11 protein-coding genes are annotated in these 22289 nt (G+C 73.9%); 3 read left to right on the top strand and 8 right to left on the bottom strand.

Annotated features, from left to right (window positions below; all coding sequences use genetic code 11):
- Window positions 1-44: 44 nt before the first annotated feature.
- Both AB0L45_RS10890 and AB0L45_RS10885 read right to left on the bottom strand, forming a co-directional pair.
- Window positions 45-434, bottom strand: coding sequence for a hypothetical protein (locus AB0L45_RS10890; RefSeq protein ID WP_365838286.1), 390 nt, complete (start codon window positions 432-434; stop codon window positions 45-47).
- A gap of 219 nt (window positions 435-653) precedes the next feature.
- Window positions 654-1466: a serine protease gene (locus tag AB0L45_RS10885; protein ID WP_365838284.1), complete on the bottom strand. Its 813-nt coding sequence runs from the start codon at window positions 1464-1466 to the stop codon at window positions 654-656.
- A 265-nt stretch (window positions 1467-1731) separates the two neighbouring features.
- Between AB0L45_RS10885 and AB0L45_RS10880 the strand changes: the two genes are divergently transcribed.
- A complete protein-coding gene (locus AB0L45_RS10880; protein ID WP_365838282.1) occupies window positions 1732-2655 on the top strand; it encodes a hypothetical protein in 924 nt (307 codons plus the stop codon).
- A gap of 131 nt (window positions 2656-2786) precedes the next feature.
- Here the strand turns inward: AB0L45_RS10880 and AB0L45_RS10875 are convergent, their stop codons facing one another.
- From AB0L45_RS10875 to AB0L45_RS10865, 3 genes are read right to left on the bottom strand one after another with little or no spacing between them, the layout of a single operon-like run.
- On the bottom strand, window positions 2787-3770 hold the full coding sequence (locus AB0L45_RS10875) for a hypothetical protein (protein ID WP_365838280.1): 984 nt from the start codon (window positions 3768-3770) through the stop codon (window positions 2787-2789).
- A 60-nt stretch (window positions 3771-3830) separates the two neighbouring features.
- Window positions 3831-6653: a right-handed parallel beta-helix repeat-containing protein gene (locus AB0L45_RS10870; RefSeq protein WP_365838278.1), complete on the bottom strand. Its 2823-nt coding sequence runs from the start codon at window positions 6651-6653 to the stop codon at window positions 3831-3833.
- Entirely contained in the window at window positions 6650-13255 is a 6606-nt protein-coding gene (locus AB0L45_RS10865) for a putative T7SS-secreted protein (protein ID WP_365838276.1), read from the bottom strand. Before AB0L45_RS10865 ends, AB0L45_RS10870 begins: the two co-directional genes overlap by 4 nt.
- A 233-nt stretch (window positions 13256-13488) precedes the next feature.
- Between AB0L45_RS10865 and AB0L45_RS10860 the strand changes: the two genes are divergently transcribed.
- Together AB0L45_RS10860 and AB0L45_RS10855 are read left to right on the top strand one after the other, a co-directional pair.
- Window positions 13489-14499 carry a hypothetical protein gene (locus AB0L45_RS10860; RefSeq protein ID WP_365838274.1) on the top strand — a complete coding sequence of 337 codons (1011 nt, stop codon included), beginning with the start codon at window positions 13489-13491 and terminating at the stop codon, window positions 14497-14499.
- Between the two features lie 82 nt (window positions 14500-14581).
- Window positions 14582-14890, top strand: coding sequence for a hypothetical protein (locus AB0L45_RS10855; protein WP_365838272.1), 309 nt, complete (start codon window positions 14582-14584; stop codon window positions 14888-14890).
- An 87-nt stretch (window positions 14891-14977) separates the two neighbouring features.
- Here AB0L45_RS10855 and AB0L45_RS10850 read toward each other — a convergent pair whose 3' ends face one another.
- The 3 genes from AB0L45_RS10850 to AB0L45_RS10840 form a co-directional block, all read right to left on the bottom strand.
- On the bottom strand, window positions 14978-19654 hold the full coding sequence (locus tag AB0L45_RS10850) for an FtsK/SpoIIIE domain-containing protein (protein ID WP_365838573.1): 4677 nt from the start codon (window positions 19652-19654) through the stop codon (window positions 14978-14980).
- Window positions 19655-19728: 74 nt separating this feature from the next.
- On the bottom strand, window positions 19729-21513 hold the full coding sequence (locus AB0L45_RS10845) for a hypothetical protein (RefSeq protein WP_365838270.1): 1785 nt from the start codon (window positions 21511-21513) through the stop codon (window positions 19729-19731).
- Window positions 21510-22151 (bottom strand): sigma-70 family RNA polymerase sigma factor, encoded by a 642-nt coding sequence (locus AB0L45_RS10840; protein ID WP_365838268.1) that lies wholly within the window; start codon window positions 22149-22151, stop codon window positions 21510-21512. Before AB0L45_RS10840 ends, AB0L45_RS10845 begins: the two co-directional genes overlap by 4 nt.
- Window positions 22152-22289: the final 138 nt, after the last annotated feature.

Here is a 22289-nt window from a genome sequence, read left to right as displayed (position 1 = left end):
ACGCGGCGGGCGCGCCCATGGACAAAGGGACGGGAGGTGTTGGACTAACGGGGCAGCGGCAGGATGCCGGGGCGCAGCCACGTGACCGCGGGCAGGGTCGCCGCGCCGTTCGTGACGTCCGCGACGGCCTTCAGCCGCGCGTCCGAGGTGCCCGGTACGGCACGGTCGGCGCCGCTACGCGCCCCACCACGGGGCTCGTCGGTGGCGGTCTGCCGAACCACGGTGTGCCGCACGGCGGTGTGCCGCACGGCGGTGGGTGTCACCGTGGGATCCGTCTGGAGGCTGTGTCCGCGGCTGCCCAGCAGCAGCCAGGTGACGGCCGCGGCGGCGGCCAGCAGCAGGGCGGCGATCACGGTCGTGCGGTGGTCACCGGGGCGGGCGGGGCCGTGGCGCGGGGCCCGCGGCGTACGGCGGGAGCGGGGCTCGGTGGTCACACGGCCCACGCCAGGAAGGGGACGGGCGGACCGGCATCGGCTTTCCGGCCAAGCGCCGGCGCCCGTACCCGGCCGGAAGTACGAGCCTGGCCCCTCCCCGGCAGACCCGCATTCCCCGCAGGACACACGGCGCACCCGAGCCCGGAGCCCGACGCACGCACGCCGCGCCCCGATGCCCTTGAGCACCAGGGCGCGGCGTCCGCGCCGTGTCGGTGGCCGTCAGCCGGCCAGGCCGTCGGCCGCCTTCTTGATGTCCGCGGCGAAGGTGCTCACCTCGGTGTAGACGCCGGGCTTGCCGGGCCGGGCGCAGCCCTCGCCCCAGCTGACGATGCCGACCTGGAGCCACTGGCCGGCCTCGTCCTTGCGGAACATCGGGCCGCCGGAGTCGCCCTGGCAGGTGTCGGTGCCGCCGGTGTCCAACTGGCCGGCGCAGATCTCCTCGCCGGGGGTGAGCTGGTCGCCGTAGGCCTTCTTGCAGGTGGCGTCGTCGACGAAGGGCACCTTGGCCTTGAGGAGGTAGCGCTGCTGCTGGCCGCCTTCCTTGTCGGCGCCCCAGCCGGCTATGTCGAACTCGCCGTTGGTGAGCTTGTCGTCCGTGGCGATCTTCAGGGTGGGCAGGTCGATGGGCTTGGCGAGCTTGATCAGCGCCCAGTCCTTGCCCTTGCCGTTGTAGCCGGGGGCCTGGAGGACCTCGGTGGACTTCACGCTGACGGCCTGGGAGTCCTGGAGGTCCACCACGCCGGCGGTGGCCGTGATGGAGGTGTTGGGACCGCTGCCGTCCACGCAGTGGGCGGCGGTCAGCACGATGTCCTTGGCGTACAGGGCGCCGCCGCAGCCCATCGACAGGCGGACCATGAACGGGAATTCGCCCTGGGCGGCCTTGGTGCCGCCGACGATCTTCGTCTGGGCGCCGCCGGGCTGAGGTGTGGGGGTGGCGGCGGCGTTGGCGGCGGCGGGCTGGAGGCTGACGGCGGCGAGGGCGACGGCCGCGGCGGCGGTGGCTCTCCTGAGGTGCTTCAGCTGGCTTCGCAACGGGGTTCCTTTCGTGGGGGGTTGCACGCCGATGTCAGGCCCATGCCAACGCGAGAACCGGAAAGGACCGCCGGAAGAACGTGCCGAAAGTCGGCAGCACGCCGCAAGGCGTCCGGACCCAGTGGGGGATGAGCCCGCAAAGCGCCCTTGGATTATGTGGAGTCGGCGATCACAGTGGCAAGGGTGTACATCTGGCCAACTCCTGTTCTACCCACGCCACGTACACCCCATACCGGACGTTCCCGACGAGCCGTACAGTGGTCGGGTGGCGGCGACGGGAAACCCGGGCAGTTCCGGCGGTGACATCGAGCACGGCTATCCGCATCTGGACACGGTGCGCGCGGCCGTCACCGCGCTCTACAAACGCCTGTCGTACGACACGGTCCGCACCTTCGAGACCAGCGTGCTGCCCGCCGATGTCGCCTTCAGCGACGACGAGGAGCTGTACGCGGGCGCACAGCGGGTGGCCCGCGCCATGGTGCAGCACCTGCGGCTGCCCGACGCGCGCGTGATCGTCGCCTTCCGCGACATGCAGCTGGCGGCCAACGTCGAACTCACCGCGGGCCCCGAGTACTTCGTCGAGCTGAACGCCCGCTTCAAGTCCCACCGCCGGGACGTCGGCGCCGCCCTCGCCCACGAGGTGATGCACGTCTACCTGCACCGCCTCGGCCTGTCCTTCCCCGGCACCCGCGACAACGAGATCCTCACCGACACCGCCACCACCTACCTGGGCGCGGGCTGGCTGCTGCTCGACGCGTACCGTGAACACGGCCCGTTCTCGCAGAAGCTGGGCTATCTGACCCCTGAGGAGTTCGGTTACGTCCTCGCCAAGCGCGCGCTGCTGCTCGGCGAGGACCCGGCGCCGTGGTTCACCAGCCCGCAGGCGTACGACGCGTACAAGGCGGGCCTGGCGCTGGCCCGCCGCGACGCGCAGCAGCCGCCGCTGGCCGCGGCCGGCTGGGCGGGCCGCCGCCGCTACGCCAAGGACCGGCGCGCGGCCCAGGACCCGCGGCGCGCCGGCCGGCCGGGCGGTCCGCCGCCGGCCGGCGGCTACGCGTTCGAGGGGAGCGCGCCGCTACGCGTGTCGTTCCCCTGCCCGACGTGCCATCAGCGCATCCGCGTCCCGGTGCGCGGCCGGCTGCGGGCCCGCTGCGCACTGTGCCGCACGGAGCTGGAGTGCGACACGTAGCGGCACAGCGGCACAGCGGCACGGCGGCACAGCGCCACACCGGCACGTAGCGGCGCAGCGCCACACCGACACGTAGCGGCACAGCGCCACACAACGGCAGGTACCGGCCCGCGGCGAACCCGTGACCGGCGTCAGCCGTGGCAGACGACCTTGACGGCCCCGGCCCCGTGGTGGGCGCGGTCCCGGCCCGGCGAGTGGTTGTCGCCGCGGTCCATCAGCTTCACGCCGATCTTGTTCTGCCGGACCGGGAAGGCGCCGGCCTGCTGCCAGCTCCCCCGGTGCGCGACCTGGTCGACGGTGAAGGCGCCGACCTTCGAGCCCGGATTGAAGGGGTCGGTGAGCACCTGGTAGTGGGTCGGGCTGCCCTGGACGTCCCGTTCGCTGGGGCCGCTGGGGACGTAGACCAGCACCTGGCAGCTGCGGGACTCCGGGCCCGGCTCCCACCACCACATGATGTTGTTGTCGGTGTCCTTGTTCGGGTCACCGGACATCGGTACGGACGTGAACTGGCCGCTGCAGCCGCCCTCGCGGGTGCTGCCGCCGGTCAGCCCGTACCAGCCGACGCCGACTTCGCCGTGCACGCCGGCCTGGTGGTAGCCGCCGCGCGGGGGCGTCGGGCAGCCGGGGCCCGCGATGCCCTCGTACGTCACCTTGGCGCCGGCGCCCGCGACGCGCGGCGGGGTGGGCTTCTTCGCCTCGGGGGTCGGGCTCTTCGTGGGCTCCGGCGGAGCGGCCGGCGGCTTCTGCCCGCCGCCCGGCGTGGCCGCGTCGCCGGGCTTCTTCTCGCTCGGCGACGCGTCGGGCGTCTTGCCGGGCTTGGCCGACGGCAGCGGGGAGCCGGTCCTGGTCTGCTGCGGCTGCTTGGCGGCGACGGCCTGCTCCTGGCCGTCACCGAAGCGCACGTTGGAGACGCCGAGGGTGGCCAGGGCCACCGCGCCGACGCCGACACCGGCCAGCACGGGCAGGCCCAGCGCCGTCTTCCACACCCGGCGTCCGGGGGCCAGGCCGCGCTTGGGCGGCCGGGCGCCCTTGGAGAAGGTCTCCGCGAAACCGGACCGGGACGGGTCGGATCCGCCGGAGCCGTCCGGCCCGGCGCTCTTGTTCGGCTGTGACAACGGGGGTTCCTCCTGGGGGTGGTCGGGGGTGTCGGGCCGGGACCGGCGGCGGGGCGCCGGTCAGGCCCGCTGGACGGGCCCGCCGGGACCGGACGGGTACGGCTGCGCCACGGCGGTGCCCTCGGGCGGCTGCGCCTGCGGTAGGTCCTGCCGGGGCAGGACCAGTTCCGGTACGTCCAGTTCGGACAGGGTCCGCAGGTCCGCCTCGGACGGCGCGTCGTTCTCCGCCACGCGGTACGCCTGCCGTTCGGTCATCGCCTGGAACGTCTGCCGGGCGGAGCGTCCGTTGCCGAAGCGGCCGTCGCGCGGTACGTGGTCGAAGTAGCCGACGAGGGTGGCCCGGGCCGCGTCGGTCAGTTCGTACTGGTGGGCCGCCGCGTGCTGTTCCACGATCCGCACCAGGTCCTCGGTGTCGTAGTCCTCGAACAGCAGCGTGCGGTTGAAGCGGGAGGCCAGGCCGGGGTTGGAGTCGATGAAGTGCTCCATCTCCACCGGGTAGCCGGCGACGATGACCACGACCGCGTCGCGGTGGTCCTCCATCAGCTTCACGAGGGTGGCGATGGCCTCCTGCGCGAAGTCGTTGCCGCCCGAGGAGTGCGCGGGCGCCAGCGAGTACGCCTCGTCGATGAACAGCACGCCGCCCATCGCCTCCATGAAGACCCGCTGGGTCTTCGGCCCGGTGTGGCCGACGTACTCGCCGACCAGCGCGGAGCGGTCGGCCTCCACGAGGTGGCCGCGCTCCAGCAGGCCGACGGCGGCCAGGATGCGCCCGTAGAGCCGGGCCACCGTGGTCTTGCCGGTACCGGGGTTGCCCGCGAAGACCAGGTGGCGGCTGAGCGGCGGCGCGGCCAGCCCGGCCGCCTCGCGGCGCTGGACCATCCGCATCAGCTTGACGAGCGAGGCGACGTCCTGCTTGACGCGGTCCAGGCCGATCAGCTGGTGCAGTTCGCCGAGCAGGTCGTCGAGGTCCTCCTCGGCGGGCGGGACCGTCGTCGTGGTGCCGTCACCGGCCGGGGAGCCGGCGGACGGTGTGCCGGTGGCGGTCGCGGCGTTCGCCGTGGCGGGGGCGAAGGGCGCGGGCCACCGGGCGTCCTGGACCTGCCAGGAGACACAGTCGCGCACGTCCGGCTCGGCGCCGTCCTCGGTGCTCAGGTCGGCCTCGGCGTCCTGGACGCGGATCCGGTGCAGGACGGGGGCGGCCGCCTCGCCGAGGTGGACGGCGGGGAAGCCGGGTCCGGTGATCTCGCAGTCCTCGAAGGAGCCGGCGCCCTTGGCGTCGACGATCAGCCCGTTCTTGCCGGGGCGGACGATCCGTACGGAACGTACGCCGGGCGTGGCGCCCGGGGCCACCACCATGCCGGACCCGGCCGCTTCGGTGATCTCGACGTCCTGGGCGCGTACGGTGGCGCCGCCCTGGAAGACCAGTCCGGCGGTGCCGGCGCGCAGGATGCGGCCGCCGGTCAGTTCCGCGTCGCCGCCGCCGAAGGTGAGCCCGGCGCGTTCGGCGTCGGTGACCGTGCAGCCGGTCAGGCGCACGGTGCCCTGGGAGGCGGCGACGACGCCGTTGCGGCTGCGGACCACGGACAGTTCGGCGGCTTCGGCGGCGGCCGCGCCGGACAGGTCGAGGCCGGACATGCCGCAGTCGGTGAGGTGCACCTCGGTGAGGGTGAGGCGGCTGTCGGCGACGGCGTGCAGGCCGTGTTCGGGGGTGTTGCCGGCCCGCAGCCGGGTCAGGGTCAGATCGGCGCTGCCGCCCGCGTGCACGGCGCTGAACCGGCAGTCCGTCACCTCGCCGTCGGTCAGGGTGACGGTGGCGGAGCCGGTGGCCAGCAGGCCGTTGGCCGTGGAGCCGCGTACGGTCGTGCCGCGCGCCTCCAGCGTGGCCGTGCCGTGTGCCGTCAGGGCCGCGGCGGCGGTCCGTACGATCCGGGTGTCGGCCAGCCGTACGCGGGCCCGCTCCCCCGCCGTGGCGCCGGCGCCGCCGCCGTCGCGCAGTACGCAGCCGTCGAGGACGGCGTCACCGGAGCCGGCGACGTGCAGGGCGTCCGCGCCCGCGCCCGCCAGCTCGCAGCCGTACAGCAGCAGTCCGCCCCGGGCCTGCTCCGGCACCACGCGCTCCGCGGCCTCGTACGGATCGCCGTCCTTCGGCACCGGTGAGGAGTCCAGCACGCGTACGGCCTCGCCGCCGCAATCCCGGATGCGGCAGTCCACGAGCAGCGCCGCGGAGCGGTCCTCGAACAGCAGCCCGCTGCGGCCCGCGCCGTCGATGAGGCAGTCGCGCAGCACGACGCGCGCGTCCTCGCGGACCCGTACTCCCGAGCCGGTGGCGCCCTTGATGCGGGTGCCGGTCAGTTCCAGGCGGGAGTCGCCGCCCACCACCACGCCGGTGCCCTGGGCGCCTCCGAGGACGCAGTCCGTGAGCCGGACCGCGCCGGTGGTGCGGATCAGCGCCCCGGCCAGGGCCGCGCCGGTCAGGCGCGCGCCGGTCATGGTGAGCGCGGCTTCGCGGTGCACTTCCAGGCGTCCGCGGTCGGTGCCGCCACCGTGCCAGCGGGTGGCGCCGCCGGACAGCAGGACGGCGGGCCGGTCGGCGGCGCCGCCGCGCACGGTCAGTCCGTCGAGCGTCAGCCGGGCGCCGGGCAGCACTTCGAGCGCGGGCGTGCCGCCGACGGGGGCGGCGAGGGTGACGGTGCCGCCGTCGGCGGCCCGCAGGGTCACGTCCCCCTCGACGCGCAGCGACTCCTCGTAGACGCCCGCGGCGACGCGTACTTCGTCACCGGGCGCGGCCGCGTGCAGCGCCGCGGCCAGGGTGGCGTGGGCGCCGGGGCGGCCGGGCGCCACGTGGTGGACGGTGGCACCCGGAGCCGTCTGGTCGGTGGTCATCGGGCGTCTCCCATGGGCGTGTCCTGGTCTGTGGGCGGGGCGGCCCGGCCCTTGCCCTTGCGCGGGCGCTTGTGGCTGCCGTCGTCGCCGCCCGGCCCGTCCGCGCTGTCGTGGCCGCGCTTGCCGCCGGCGGCCGGTGCCCCGTCGGTGTCGGCGATGCTCCAGTAACCGCCCTGCGGGTAGCGCGTGGTGTCCGGGCTGGCCGTCCAGACGATCTCGACCGGGGGCGGCAGCCGCTTGACCTTCTTCGGAAGGTTGTCGGGGGCGAAGGTGGCCATGCTGCCGTCGGCGAACGTGATGTGCAGCTCGCGGCCGAGGACGTTGGTGAAGCTCTGGAGGGCGAGGTCCTCGGCCGTGTTCCTGGCAGGTCCGCCGGCCGGGCCCACCAGGCCGTCGGGAAGGAAGTTGGCGGTGCGCAGCCGGCCGGTGGTCAGGGCGATGTACAGCTCCCGGCCGCTGGTCCCGCGCGCGATCGCCTCGGCGATCGCGGCGTCGACCCGGGTCCTGGTGTTGCCGCGGAATTCCAGCTGGCTCCGCACGCCGCGCAGGAGCTCCAGCGGCGAGGGCAGGCCCAGCCGCTCGGGCGCGTGCTCGAAGGCGTGGAAGACCGAGGTGGGCGGCGGCTGGTGCGAGGGGTGCACGATGGCGTAATCGAGGTGGTCCAGGAACCGCGACGCCTGGGAGTTGTGCGCGTAGGCGTGGGTGACGAGCCGGATGTCCTCCTGGCGGATGCCGGCCCGTACCGACGGGTCGCTGGGCAGCGGGGCGGAGACCTGGGGCCCCAGCGGGTGGGCGTCCGAGCCCATCGCGTCGCTCAGCCGCGCGGCCACCTCGCGGGGCGTTTCCTGGTCCGGCCTCAGGACGGGCCGGAACGGATTGATGTCGTCCGCCGCCTGCGGGGACAGCTTGAAGCGGTGGTCGCGGACGTCCGCCAGTTCCAGCCCGGACTTGGCGTCCTTGTTCTCGACCAGGCGCTCCAGCTGTGACAGCCCGGCGTGGTCCTGGAGCAGCTTCTTCTCTTTGCCGAAGAACTTGGCCATGATCCGGGACAGGTCGGTGGGGATGGCCGCCCTCACGTACTCGGTGACGAAGGCCACGCCGCGGTCGGGCAGGGTGTGGTTGCCGGCCGCGATGGCGCGCTGCGCGTCGCGGTCGGTGATGCCGTCCTCCACCCGCTTGAGCCAGTCGTCCCGGCTCTCGCCCTCCAGCCGGGGGAAGTCGGCCTCGGTGAGCCGCGGCAGGGTGGTGTCCAGCTCCCAGGCGTTGAAGGTGTTGAGCGCGCGGCTCATCTGGTGGAACTCGGCGCCGCGGGGGCCGAAGCGCAGCGGCGTCCAGTTCTTGACCGGCGCGGTGTCCACCAGCGTCGCCGAGGCGTCCACGAAGAGGTTGGGCTCGGGCGCGTACGGCAGCAGGTCGTGGAGGCCGGCGATGCCGACGCGGGCGAGGGTGTCCGCGTCGATCCGGTTGACGAAGATCTTCCGGTCGTCCGGCGTGACCCGCAGCTCGCCCGGCAGGCGCGGCGGCGCCACGGCCTTGGCCTTGCCCTTCCCCTTGCCCTTGGCCCCTCCGGGGTCGGCGGCGGACGACGGTCCGGCGTCGTCCGGCAGCTTGTTCGCGGCGCCCGCCGCCAAGGCCTCCTCGGCGGCCTTCGCCTCGGCCTTGGCCATGTGTTCGTCGGTCTTGACCAGGAGCGGGTCGGGCAGTCCGGCGGCCGGCGGTTCGGGCACCCGGTAGCCGCCGGTCATCATCAGCGGGCGCAGCGGCGGGGCGGACGACGGTTCCCCGGCCCGTTCGACGCCCCGCATCTCGAACTTCTTCTCGAAGTAGTCGAAGATGTGCCGGCCGCTGGGCACGACGTGCTCGAAGTTGTCGAAGTCCATAAAGGCGATGTACGGATGGGTGGCGCCCGTGCCGTCGGCGCCGCCGGTCATCATGGTGTGGATCATCGACCGGCCGGCCGGGCTGGTCATGACGCTGTTGCGGACGGTACCGAAGGGGAACTTGCTGCCGGGCCAGCCGACGCCGACGACGGCGAGCGGGAAGTCCGTGTGCACGCCGTCCAGGACCTGGCGCACCGCGGCGTTGATCCGGCCGATCTCCGCGGCGGGTCCGTTGACGCCGATGACCACGCCGAAGCGTCCGTCGAAGCGGTCCGGCAGGTTCGTGCGGACCGCCCGCAGGAAGTCCTGCAGCTGGCCGGGTCCGAACTCGTCGTACCGGACGACGGCGTTGACGATGTAGGAGACCGGGCGCCGCTCGTCGAGGCTCTGCCGCAGGTTGGCCAGGTACTCCGTCTCGGACAGCGGCCGCTGGCTGTGCCCGTGGAGGTCCCGGAACGCGCCGTTGACCCGGATGTCGCCGGTGGTGGTCCCCCGGCTGAGCTCACGGTCCCACTGCAGCCCGGCGGGCAGGGTGTGGTTGCCGCCGGGGGCCGACGTGCCCGGTGCCGCGTCGGTCATCTCGACGTCGTGCGAACCGTGCGAACCGTGCGGCCCGTCCGGACGCGGGGCCGGGGCGCCACCCAGCGGGCCGACGTACTCGCCGCGCTGCGCACGGTCGACGGCGATGGCGTGGTTGGCGTCGTCGATCTGCTGCCGGATGGCGTTCGGGTCCATGCCCAGCTCGTCCAGGCGGGTCTCGGCCGCGGTGAACTCGGCGCGCTTGGCGCCCAGGTCGTCCAGCGCGTCGAGCGCCGCTGCGGACGGCTGGGACGGGCCGGCCGCGTTCGGACCGGGCACCAGATCGTCCACCCGCCCCTGGGCACGGGACAGGTCGGCCGACGCGCGTTCGTACCGCTCCCAGGCACCGAGCCGCAGATCGGCCTCCGATCCGCTCGTACCACCGGTGATGATCTCGTGCCGGGCGGCGGCACGGTCGCCGATCCCGGAGCCGGGGGTGTGGCCGAGCCGGTCCTGCGCCGGGGGCCGCGGAATGTGGGCCTCCGGTACGGGCTCGGGGTCGGCGAAGTCGGCTCTGCCCTTGCCCTTGTCGATGGACGGGATGGGCTCGACGTCCACGGTGTCGGCCTTGCCCTTGCCCTTGTCCACGGACGGGATGGGCTCGACGTCCACGGTGTCGGCCTTGCCCTTGCCCTTGTCCACGGACGGGACCGGCTCGACGTCCACGGCGTCCGCCTTGCCCTTGCCCTTGTCCGCGGACGGGACCGGCTCGACGTCCACGGCGTCCGCCTTGCCCTTGCCGAGGTCGGCCGTCGGTACCGCCTGGACCTCCGGCTGCGGCTGGGGGTGCGGCCGGGGGCCGCCGCCGAGGCCGTGTTCGCCGAAGATGCCGCCGGTGAGGGCGTTGATCTGCTTGCGGGTGCGCGGGCCGTCGATGCCCAGTTCGTCGAGCTTGGCCTCGGCCTTGGCGACCTCCGCGCGCTTGACGCCCAAGTCGTCCAGCGCCTCGGACAGCGCGGGCGAGGGCTTGCCGGCGGTCACGCCGGGGGGCGGCGTCAACGCGTCCACCTGGCGTTCGGCCTTGCCGAGCTGCGACAGCGCGTGCTCGTACCCGGCCCACGCGTTGAGCTTCGTGCCGGCCTCGGGGCCGACCGAACCGCCGAGGATCAGGTCGTCGCGGGCGCGCAGGCGCTGGTTCATGCCCGCGGCTCCGGAGAAACCACCGAAGCGGTGGGGCGGGGCCCCGGCGACCGGGCCGGCGGCCTTCGGCCCGGGCGCGGGGCCGGCCGCGGCCTCGGGCTTCGGCGCGGGGGCGGGCGTGGGGGCGGGCGTGGGGGTGTGCTCGGTGGCCTTGACCGCCGCCGGTACGCCGGCCGCGGCCTCGTCCGCCGCCTTCGCCGGGCCGCCCGGGTGGGCGATCAGGTCCAGGACGCTGTCGTCCGCGCCGCGGGCTCCCGCGCCGTCCAGGTCCGGGAGGGCGGACACGCCGGAGGGGCCGTCGGAGGCGGCGCTGTGGCCGGTGGACGGGAGCGGCTTGCGGTCGCCGGTGTCCAGCAGGCTCATCGCCAGGTCGTGTTCGTTCACGACGGGCTGGGGCCTCGCCTTGGCGGTGGCGCCGTTGGTGACGCTGTCGGTGGCGCCGCTGCCGGTGGTCGTGGCCTTGCCGGTCCCGGGCGTCTTCAGCCGTACGGGGTCGTACGCGCCGGCCGTCGCCGGTATGTCGGCGGGGGCCTTGGCGAGGTCACGGGGCGGGGGCACGGCGCCCTGGAGGTTCGGGGTGTCGCCGTGCGCGCCGATGCCCGTCGGCCGGAACGTTTCCGCGCCGCCGCCGTGCACGCCCGGCACCTGCACCGCGCCGGGCGCTTGCTGCGTACCCGTCAGGTGGTGGGTGTTCACCACGTTCTGGGTGTTCACCACGTTCTGGGTGCCCGCCGCCTCCACCCGCGGGGGCATACCGGGCGCCGTGCTCGCCAGATCGTCGGCGGTGATCGTGCGCGGCGCCGCGTCACCGATGCGGAAGCTGATGCCGTCCGCGTGGAAGGAGGTCACCGCGACATCGCCGTTGGCCAGCGCGGTCAGCTCGGGGAAGGTCCAGTCCTCCAGTGCCTCGCCGTGCCCGATGGCGCCGCGGGCCATGGAGTGGCCGTCGCCGATGCCGTGCACGAAGCCGCTGTCGAACGAGACCTCGGGGACGCGGACGTGCGCAGCCTCCGTCCCCGTGTGCGCGAGCGGGGACGACACGTGGGCGTCCTTGAGCAGGTCGATGGCGGTGTCCGCGGACAGCAGCAGGTTGCTGTCCAGGCGGACGTTGCCCGCCGCGAAGTCGGCCTGCTGAATGAGCTGGGTGGCACCCGCGCCGTGCACGTCCGGGACGGTCAGGCCGTTGTCGAGCGTGGTGGTGCCCGGCAGGTGCGGGGTGGTCACCAGCGCGGGCTGGTCGATGTGCAGGCCGGTGTGCGTGAAGGAGCCGCCGGGCACGGTGATGCCGTGCGGCGCGCCGATCCCGTGCGGCGTGTTGATCCCGTGCGGCACGTTCACGCCGGTGTGCGTGACGGTCCCCAGCCCCTTGGAGCCCAGACCGCCCAGGTTCCCCAGGTTGCCCAGACCGCCGACATTGCCGAGGCCGCCCACATTGCCCAGGTTGCCGGGGAGGTTGAGGTTCAGGCTGCCGTGGCCGAACGAGCCCAGGCCGCCGGGCACCAGGTTGCCGGGGACCTTGACGTTGAACGCGCCCACTCCGGCCGGGCGGAACGCCCCGATCCCGTCCAGGGTGAGCCCGCCGATGCCGCCCGGGACGACGGCGCCCGGGAACGTGGTGAGGGCGCCGGTGCCGGCGGAGGGGATGTGCACCGCGGGGAACGAGGTGCCGTGGAAGCCGCCGGGGACGAAGTGCAGGGCCGACAGGTCCACGAAGCTGCCTGGTACGAAGTGCACGCCGACGCCGCCGACGGGCCGGAACGGCACCATCGTGCCGAGCCCGCCGAAGTTGCCGGTGGGGACGCCGTTGCGCAGCGCCGCGTCCGTGCGTCCCGCGTTGGCCAGCAGGGGGCGCAGGTCGTTCTGCGGGATGCCGAGCACCCGTTCGGCGAAGGCGAGCCGGGCGGCGCCGCCGATGCCGAGGACACCCATCTCGGTGAAGTCCAGCGGCAGGACGGTGGCGATACCGGCCCGGCCGAGCCGTTCGAAGGTGACCTTCGCGTACGCGCCGATCTTGCCCCAGTCCCCGCTGACGCCCTTGGTGACGTCCACCCAGTCCTTGGTGACGGTCTTGACCAGCGACTCCCAGCCGCCCTTGCCGAGATTGCCCAGTCCCTTGAAGCCGTTGACGACGTTGAAGGCGGGGGCCACGTGGATGCCGAGCACGATCGGTGCCACCACGACCTTCGGGATGTCGTGCAGCGAGGAGAGGTGGCCGATCTCCTTGATGATGTTCTTGCCGGCGCCGGCGATGCCCTCGATGCCGCCCTTGAGGGCGCTGCCCAGGCCCTTGATGATGGAGCCGACCGGCAGGGCCTTGGTGGTGGGGAAGAGTACGCCGAGGAAGGCGAGGCCCAGCTCCAGGCCGCTGGCCTTGCCCTGGCTGAAGTCGACGATGGTCTTGATCAGCAGGACCGCGTTCATGCCCCAGGCGAGGACCGCGAGGACGCCGCCGGTGAAGATGGCGATGACCGACAGGATGATGGTCAGCCACTGGAAGGCTTCCCAGAACAGGTCGCAGTCGCTGACCGGCTGGACCATCAGCGAACCGGCCGAGGTCAGCGCCTTGTCCAGGGTGCTCGCCGCGGTGGCGAGCGCGGACTTCGCGTCGTCGGCCCGGTCCTTGTGGGTCTGCCGCTGCGGGTCGTCCTCGTCCAGCCCCTGAATGGCGGTCAGGGCCGCGTCGGCGTCGGCCTGGGCGTCGGTGACGGCGGTGGCGTACTTGCGCAGCGCCGCCTCGGCCTGGGTGAAGGACTCCTCGACGTGGCCGACGAAGTTGTGCAGGTGGTCGTCGACCATGTCGCGCAGCTGGTCGGCGGTCTTGCCGATGAAGCGCTGGCCGTCCCCGGCGGTCTGCTGGAGGGCCTTGAGGCCGTTGTTGATGGTGCCCGCGTGGGTGGCGAGGTCGCGCATCGCGTCGGCGATGGTGGTGATGGCGGAGGCGTCGCCCGGGGTCGGGTCGCCGTCGAGGCCGAGGGCCCCCCAGTCACCGGGACGCGTAGCCAAGCCTCTTCCCTTCGCGCAGCAGACCGTTCACCGGTGTCCCCTCCGGCGCTTTCCGCGCACCGGACTCATGGACACCACACCTACGTTTACGTATCTGCGGCACGATCGGTTCATCGTGTGAACGACATCACTTCGCACCGCTTCCGCGGTTCAGCGATGAACCGTTCCGCTTCGCCGTGCGTTTGACCATGAGAGACGTGAAGTGATCTCCGAACCGCGCGAGGGGTGTGACCGTGTCCGACATTGCCGTTGACTACGAGCTGCTCAACGATGTCGCACAGAAGTCCGGCAAGCTGAAGGACGAGGTCAAGCAGGCCCGCGAGAGCAAGCAGGAGTACTCGGTCGACGAGGTCGGCTCACGGGTGGCGGTCGCCGCGATCCGCAAGTACTACGCGACGTGGAAAGGTTCCTTCAAGCGCTCCGAGGAGAAACTGGAAAAGCTGAAGAACCTCTACACGGGCGTGGCGCAGAAGTGGGCCGACTGGGACTTCGACCTGGCCAACAAGGCGGCCAAGCAGAGCGCCCAGATCTCCTCCGACCTGTGGAACGCCCGCAACGAGGAGTGGAACGCGTGGCACGACGCGGTCGAGAAGGCCAAGAAGGAACACCCGGACCTCGACCCGTCCCTCCTGCCCAAGGAGCCCGAGAAGCCCGGTGAGCGCCCCCACGAGTGGACCACCGACGACGGGCACGGCAACAAGACCACCACCACGTACGAGTACGGGCCGGACGGCAAGCCGACGAAGGTCACCACGTCCATGGAGACCAAGACCGGCCTGAAGGCGACCGACACCACGAACTACCACCCCGACGGTACCTACGACTCGAAGTCGACGGACGTCTACGGCAACGTCACGAACACCACCGGCACCTCGTCGACGACCGAGACGGCGGAGCACAAGACCACCACCGACGACTTCAAGAGCAAGACCAAGGACACCGACGGCAAAGAGAGCACCACGACCGGCACGACCACGTCGGTCACCGACCAGAAGACCGGTCACCGGGAAACGAAGACCACCTACACCACCGTCGGTCCCGACGAGGACGGCAACGAACAGACGGTGAACGGCACCACCCACTCCTCCGTCGACCTCAACGGCCACGAGGTGACCACCACCATCGAGGTCAACGAGGACGGCAGCGGCACCAAGACCGTGGTGACCGACGGCAAGACGGAGGAGTGGACGAGCGACGACGCCAAGGGGGACACCGGCTGGAAGCCGAAGAAGTCCGACGACTGACGGCCTCTCCCCCCGGCCCGGCGCGCCCCGGACCCCGTCCGGATTCCCACCCAACCCCCTACCGACCCAAGGAGTCAGCACCATGCCCGCAGGCAACATCAACCTCGACTACAACGAGATCCAGCGCGTCTCCGGCGTGATGAACCAGGCCGTCAACGACATCAACCCGCTGCTGCTGAGCACCAAGACCACCGTCGAGGGCCTGCTGGACAACGGCATGTTCATGCAGCAGAGCAGCCCGGCGCTGAAGGAGTCGTACAACAACCTCACCGCGTCGCTGCAGAAGGCCGTGGAGTCCATCAACTCCTTCGCCAACCAGTTCAACCAGATCAAGAACAACATCGAGAAGATCGACGCGGACATCGCGGCCGGCACCAAGAAGGCCGGCTGATCTTCGGCCGTCCGCACCACGCGACGGTGCCCCGCCACCGGACTTCCGTCCGGTGGCGGGGCACCGTCGTTCGTACGGGCCGGCCGGTCAGCCCGCGTCCCCGTCGCGCAGCACCGTCTCCGGCACCAGCACCGAGACCAGTGCGCCGGTGACCGGGTCGACGGTCAGGCCGCGGCCCGGCGTCGGACGGCCGCGCAGCAGGTCGTAGGGCACCCGTACGCCGAGGATGTCGCCCTCGCCCGGCGACTGCGGCGACAGCAGCACGCCCTTGCGCACCCGCCGTACGAGGCCGAGCCAGCCGATGCCCACCGAGGTCAGCGTCTCGGCGGTGGCGGCGGCGACCAGGCCGATGCCGCGGTCCCGCCCGGTGGTGGCGACCTCGCGCAACGCCGCGTCGGCGGCGGGCAGCTGGGAGAGCAGGTCGGCGTCGTCGACCAGGACCACGGCGGGCCCCGGTTCGGCGTTCAGCGCCGCGGTCACCTCGTCGGCCAGCGGGTCCGGGTCCTGGATGACCACGGCCCGCGGGTGCCGCGCCAGGCCGCGCAGCGGCGACTCGCGCGGGGTGAGCGCGACCACCCGGGTGCCGCCCGCCAGCAGGGACACCGCCAGCGTGGTGAGCGCGGTGGACCGGCCGCTGCCGGGCGGGCCGCTGATCAGGAAGGACGGCGCGTCGGCGGCGAAGTCCACGCCGATGGCGGACAGTTCGTCGCCGCCGACGCCGAGCAGGCCCCACAGCGGGCGCCGTTCGGCGGCCGGGACCTTTTCGTACGCGTCGGTGAAGGAGACCTGGCGGGGCAGGCTCAGCACGCGTGCGGGGCGGCGCGCGGCGGGCACGTCGCGGTCGCGCTGTCCGGCCCGCTCGCCGATGCGCTTGAGCGCCTCGGCCTGGTCGCGGCCGGTGACCGGTCCCTCCGTCCGCTCGCCGAGCAGCGCGACCTGCACCTCGGTGGCGCTGCCGCCGCGCCAGCCGCGGCCCTGCGGGACGACGGCCGGCACCTGCTTGGGCGGGATGCCCGCCAGGCTGTACTCGTTGCGGTCGCTCATCCGGAGCAGCAGCCGCTCGTCGTTGAGCGAGGCGACCTTGCCGGTCATCAGCGCGCGTTCGGACGTGGCGATGACGTGCAGGCCCATCGGCGCGCCCTCGCGGATCAGCGCGGTCAGCTCCTGGACCGGGCGGCCGCCGTCGTGGTCGCCGAGGAGGGCGGCCAGCGAGTCCCAGCCGTCGATCAGGACGACGATGTGGGCGGGGCGTTCGGCGGGCGGGAGCAGGTTGCGCAGTTCGGTGAGGTTGGCGGCGCCGTGCGAGGTGAGCAGTTCCTGGCGGGCGCTCATCTCGGCGGTCAGGCGGGACAGCAGCCGGCCCAGGCGTTCGAGGTCGGCGCGCGGTACGACGGCGCCGCAGTGCGGCAGCGCGGACAGCGCCGCCAGCGCGCCGCCCGCCGCGTCGATGCCGTACAGGTGTACGTCGGCGAGCGAGTGGCGCCGGGCCAGCGCGCCGCCGATGGTGCGCAGCACCTGGGAGCGGCCGGAGCGCGGGGTGCCCAGCACGTACAGGTGCCCGAAGCGGGTCAGGTCCAGCTCCAGGGGCTCCTGGCGCTGGGCGCCCGGCAGGTCGGCCAGGCCCCAGACGACGGGCGCCAGGCGGCCGTCGGCCGGGTCGGGCCGCTCGGGCAGTTCGGCCAGGCTCACCGTGTGCGGCAGCGCGGGCAGCCACGGGCTGGGCTGGCGCTCGATCTCCAGCTGCGCCGCGGCTTCCTGGACGGCGTCGACCAGTGCCGTCAGGTCGGTCGGCGCGTCGCGGTCCTCCATCGCCTCCTGGATGGCGTCGAAGAGGTCCGCGGTCTCCTCGGCGGGTTCGGCGGCCGTACGGCCCAGCAGCGACCAGGTCAGTTCGCTGGTCCACACGTCGGCGTCGGACTGCGGTGCCGTCTTCGTGCCCTGGTCAGCGTCCCCGGTGTCCGCGGGCGTGGTGTGCGCGGTGTCGCGTACGGCGCCGACGAAGGCGGTCTGGAACGGCAGCACCGAGCGGTGCCCGATGCGGGCCAGCGCGCGGCCCGGGGTGTCGCTGGAGATGGACACCGCGTCGTTGACCTCCAGGACGTCCTGGCTGTCGAGGGCGTCGGTGACGCGCAGCGAGATCCGCAGGTTGGTGTTGGCGCGGATGTCGGCGGTGACCACACCGGCCGGGCGCTGGGTGGCGAGCAGCAGGTGCAGGCCGAGCGAACGGCCGCGCTGCGCGATGCCGACCAGGCCGGGCACGAACTCGGGCACGTCGCGGGCGAGGGTGGCGAACTCGTCGATGATGAGCAGCAGCCTCGGCAGCGGCGCCATCGCGGGGTCGCGGCGGCGCATCGCCCGGTACTCGGTGTGGTCCTTGGCGCCCGCGTCGGCCAGGATGCGCTCACGCCGCGTCAGTTCGGCGGTCAGCGAGGTCAGGGCCCGTTCGACCAGGTGGCTGTCCAGGTCGGTGACCATGCCCAGCACGTGCGGCAGCCGCTCGCAGCCCGCGAAGGCGCTGCCGCCCTTGTAGTCGACGAGGACGAACGTCATCTCGTCCGGCCGGTTGACCGCCGCCAGGGACGCCACCAGCGTCTGCAGGAGTTCGGACTTGCCGGCGCCGGTGGTGCCCGCGATCAGGCCGTGCGGGCCGTCCTTGACCAGGTCGAAGGTGACCGGGCCGGTGTAGCCGGCGCCCAGCAGGACGCCGGTGGAGGCCGGGCGCTTGGTCCAGCGGGCGGCCAGCTCGGCGGCCTGCGGCGGCTCCAGGTTCAGCAGGTCCAGCAGCTTGACGCGGTCCGGCAGGCCGTCGGAGCCGTCCGGGGTGACGTCGCGTACGGGGGCCAGGGCGCGGGCGATCCGCTCGCACCAGCCGGTGTCCACCAGGTCGGGCCGGATGCCGGTGAGGTCGGCACTGCCGGTCCGGCGCAGCGTCACCTCGCGGGCGCCGACCGCGCAGACGGTGACGCACTCCTCGGGGAGCATCCGCTCCTCCTGGTCGAGGCAGATCAGGAAGACCCGTACGGCCGGGCCCTCCTTGAGCACCTGCACCACACCGGGCACGTCGCGCAGCCGCCGGGCGCCGTCGAGCACCACGACGAGGTCGGGCTCGGCGAGCAGCGCGCCGCCCATCGCGGTCTCCCTGGAACGGGCCCGGGAGCGGATCGCGGAGACCAGTTCGGAGACGCGGTTGGCGACCGTCTCCGGGTCGTTGCCGACGGTCACGGTGGGCCCGCCGGTGGGCGGCGCGGCGACGCCGCCCTCGCCGGGGCGGGCGTGCGGCAGCCAGCGCACCCACTCCCAGGCGGGCGCGCCCGCCGCGTCGGTGAGCACGGTGATCCGTACGTCGCGCGGGCTGTGCAGGACCGCGGCCTGCGCCACCGTCCAGCGGGCCAGCGCCCGGGCCGCGTCGGTCTCGCCCGCGATGCCGACGACGCCGTCGCCGCACAGGTCCACGCCGATCGGCATGTCCGGTATCTGCCAGTTGACGGAGCGGTGGTTGTCCTCGCGGGAGCTGTCCTCGATCGTCAGCAGCGACGACTGGCGGACGGTGCCGACGCGCAGCAGCAGGTGGTCGGGGTGACCGCGGCGGCGCTCCCACAGCCGGGCGCCGGGGCCGACGGCCCACATGCCGGCGGCGGCCGGGTCGGGCCCGGCGGCGACCCGCAGGCCCCGCTCGCGCTCGACCATGCCCTTGACGTCCTGCTCCAGCGAGGCGCGCCGGGCACGGTAATTGGCGACCGAGGTGAGGAAGTCGCGCCAGCCGCTGCGCCGCGAGCTGATGTAGTTGCCGATGGCGAGCACCGGGCTGAAGAACGCGAACATCAAGTAGAAGTACGAGTGCAGGAAGACGACCATGCCGATGCCCATGAACATCGGCGCGACCACCACCAGCAGCGGAATGGTGCGCCGGGGCGGCGGCACGGGCGGCGACGGCAGCGTGAACCGCTCCGGCACCAGCGGCGGAACGATCCGCGGCGGCCGGTTGAAGTCCAGGTGCGCGCCGTCCTCGGAGGACGTCACGGCGGCGTCCGCCTCGGTGGGCTCCGCCACCCGCAGCAGGAACTCGCCCAGCCGCAGCTCACCGCCGAGCGGCCACTCCACCCAGCCCTCGGGGACCGGCCGGTGGGTGTCGGCGTACGGGTCGGGCAGCTCGGGCGGCGGCGGGGGCGGCAGCGGGGCCGCGTCGGCACGCGGCCGGGCGGGCGGCGGTTCGGGCACCGAGAGGGCCACGTCGGTACGGTGACCGGGCACGGCACCGGTACCGCCGCCCGCCGCACCCTCGCGGTCCGCGGCCTTGCGGGCCGCCGGGCCGGCGTCCAGCAGCACCGTACCGTCGGGACGGACGGTGACGCGGACGCCCGCGGCGGGCACGTCGCGGCCCTGGAGGCGTACGGAACTGCCTGCCACCGGGCCGATGGTGTGCGTACCGACGTCCAGCGGCCAGACCCGCCCGGCACCCCGGCCGCCGATCAGCTGGAGCTCCACGCGGGGCGCGCGCGGCAGCCGCTCACCGTCGGCGGAGCGGGACGGGGGCGGCAGCTCGGCACGGTCGGGGCCGTAACCGCCGTCCGGCTCGGGCGGTACGGGGCCGCCGAGGCCGAGCGTGACGCCGTCGCGGATCCCGGCGGCGGACACCGGCAGGTCGGCGGGGAGTTCACGGTCGCCTAGATAGAGGGCGGGGGGCGCGCCGTCGGTGGCGTGCGCGCCGGCGAGGCGCGCGGCCAGGGCGCCGACCGTGGTCGAGCCCGGGGTGTGCAGGACCAGGTCGCGCCGCTCGGGGGCGGGCGCCGGAGAGCCGGGCCGGTCCGGAGCGGCCGGAGCGAGGGTGACGAAGAGTCTCACGGGGTACGAGGAGTCCGTTCCTGAGGATCGCCGGGGGCGGTGGGGTCGGAGTCGGCGCCGGAGGTGCCACGGGTGCCGGAAGCGGCGGACACCCCGGCCAGGCCGGGCGGGGCGGCGGGGGTCCGGGGTTCGGCGAGGTCGGGTTCGGCGAAGTCGGCACCGGAAGCGGTGCTGGGGCCGCTGGGGCCGGGTTCGGAGCCGGGTTCGGAGCCGGGTGTTCCGGTTCCGGGCGCGGGCGCCGCGGTGGGCGGGCCTGGTTCGGGCTCGGGCTCGGTGAAGTCGGCGGCCTCGTGGGCGGCAGGGGCAGCTTGGGGAACAGCGGCTTTGCGGGGCGCTTCGCCGGGGTGGGCGGCGCCGGCGCCGTGGTCGCGTCGAGCGGGCGCCGGGGCGGGGCCGGAGACCGGTTCCGGCTCCGGCGGGAGCGCGGGGAAGGCGGTCGTCGGCTGTTCCGGTGCCGGTGCGGCGGGGGCTGAGGCAGGCTCGGGCTTGAGCAGGTTCGGTGCCGTCGGGGCCGCTGCCGCCGGGGCCGGTTCCCGTACGGGCTGCGCCGGACCGCCGTGACCGGAGCCCGGCGTCATGCCCGTACCCGTACCCGTACCGCCGCCCGCGCCTGCGCCGGCACCTGCACCTGCACCTGCACCTGCACCTGCACCTGCACCCATGCCCGCGCCCGGCAGCACGCAGCGCGGTGCAGGCTGCCTGCGCCGTACCGTGCGGGCCACGGCCGGACCGAGTGCGGGCGACTCCACGTCCACCCGCGGGCCGGGGCCGAGCAGCCGCCCGTCCGCTTCGGCGTGCAGGACCCAGCAGGCGCCCGGGAGCCGGCCGCCGACGAGCACGCGGACGCGTCCCCGCGCGCACAGGTCCGCCAGGCGGGCTGCCTGTTCGGCCGTGGGCATCCAGCAGACGACCACCGGCACGTCCGTCGCGGCCAGGGCATCCGGAGCGGCCTCCGGGTCCTGCCCGGTCCACCGGTCCGCGGACAGCGTCGCGAGGAGCTCGTCCAGCGGGCGGCCGGGGAATCGCGGGTGCACGCCGTGCGCCACCAGGACCGGCGGCCCGTCCGGCATCCGGTCCACCTGCGCCGCCAGCGCCTGGAGCACGCTGCGGGACACCCGTGTGTCGCCCTCGACGCCCAGCGCCGCGGGGCCGCGCAGCCAGTCGACGAGCACCACGCCCGTCGTCCTGCGGTCCACGCCGAGGACGAGCGGCAGCCGTACGGCGCGTCCGTGCGCCGCCGACCCGTGCCGCACCGCGTCGACGGGCGCGGACCAGGTCCACTCCCCCGGTTCCCCGGCCGCGTCCGTCCAGGGCAGGACCGGGCCGGCCACACCGGCCGGGTCGCGGCCCGCGACGACGACGTGCACCCGGTCGCGGGCCTGGGCGAGCTGGACGGTCGGCGCGTAGCAGCCGTCGCCCGCGTCCGCGTCCGCGCGGTCGAGCGCCGCGCGGGACACGTCGTACGCGGCCGGGTCGGCGAAGTACCCGGCCAGGGCCCGCGCGCAGCGCCGGTGCCGCAGATAGGCGCGCAGCGGCGCGGTGAACGCCCGCGCGGTCATCCGGACCTCCCAGGCGATCCGGCGGCAGGTACGGCGGAAGCCGCCCTGTCTGCGCACGGTCCTGGCGATGAGCCAGATGACGAGGATCAGGGCGACGAGGAAGCCGATCAGGATCAGCCACGAGTTGCGGTCCGGCATACCGAGGGCCAGCGGCACCGGGGACTGCGCCGGTGCCGCGGCGGCCGCCGTCCCCGGCGGCACCGTACGGCCCGGGCCGCTCATCCGCGGTCCCGTGCGTCAGGCGCGGCGGCCCGCCGCAGGTGGTGCATCGCGTGGTGCAGCCGGGACTTCACCGTGCCGGGCGGTATGCCCAGCGCGTGCGCCGTATCGGGTCCGGAACAGCCGAGCAGGTATGTGTACACCAGAACCTCTCGATGGGGGCGGGACAGTTGGGCGAGCAACTCGACGACGTGCGTCCGCTCCACGACGCGCGCGACCTCGTCCGCCGGGCCGGCCGTCTCCGGCGGCAGCCCGGTCGGCACCGCCGGCCGGGAGCTGTCGCGCCGGCTCCAGTCGATCACGACGTTGCGGGCGACCCTGAACAGCCAGGGCAGGCCGGGCTCCCACCCGGTTTCGCGCCGGGCGTCCCGTACGCGGGAGATGTCGCTTTCCAGCCAGGCGCGCAGCAGCGTCTCCTGGACGACGTCCTCCGCACGCTGCGGGTCGGCGGGCAGCAGGCCGGTGACGTACCGTAACAGCGTCTGGCGGTACGTCAGTACGAGGGTGGTGATGCGCTCCTCGGTGAGCGGCCGGGCGGGTGGCGGGGGGACCGGCGCGGGACGTTCCGGCGCGGGGCGTTCCGGCGCGGGGCGTTCCGGCGCGGCGGTAGGGCCCCGGGCCGGTATCGCCGGTTCGGTCATCGCTGTGCTGCCTCAGGGGATTTCGGGTCGCCGGTCCGCGGGTCGACCGGAGCGGGTGGTTGCTACTACCACGGACCACACCCTAATCAGCCGTCGCACACCGCAGCAAAGCGCCCTGGATGCGAACCGGAGCCCACC

This window comes from Streptomyces sp. NPDC052496 (genome assembly GCF_040679095.1).
GTDB lineage: Bacteria > Actinomycetota > Actinomycetes > Streptomycetales > Streptomycetaceae > Streptomyces.
The sequence above is the reverse complement of the archived record's forward strand: the minus strand, read 5'-3'. Positions and strand labels throughout refer to the sequence as shown.

Excerpts from the sequence above, each read along its gene's own strand:
- AB0L45_RS10870 (WP_365838278.1), bottom strand. The coding sequence starts at position 6,653 with ATGACCACCGACCAGACGGCTCCGGGTGCCACCGTCCACCACGTGGCG.
- AB0L45_RS10855 (WP_365838272.1), top strand. The coding sequence starts at position 14,582 with ATGCCCGCAGGCAACATCAACCTCGACTACAACGAGATCCAGCGCGTC.
- AB0L45_RS10845 (WP_365838270.1), bottom strand. The coding sequence starts at position 21,513 with ATGAGCGGCCCGGGCCGTACGGTGCCGCCGGGGACGGCGGCCGCCGCG.
- AB0L45_RS10840 (WP_365838268.1), bottom strand. The coding sequence starts at position 22,151 with ATGACCGAACCGGCGATACCGGCCCGGGGCCCTACCGCCGCGCCGGAA.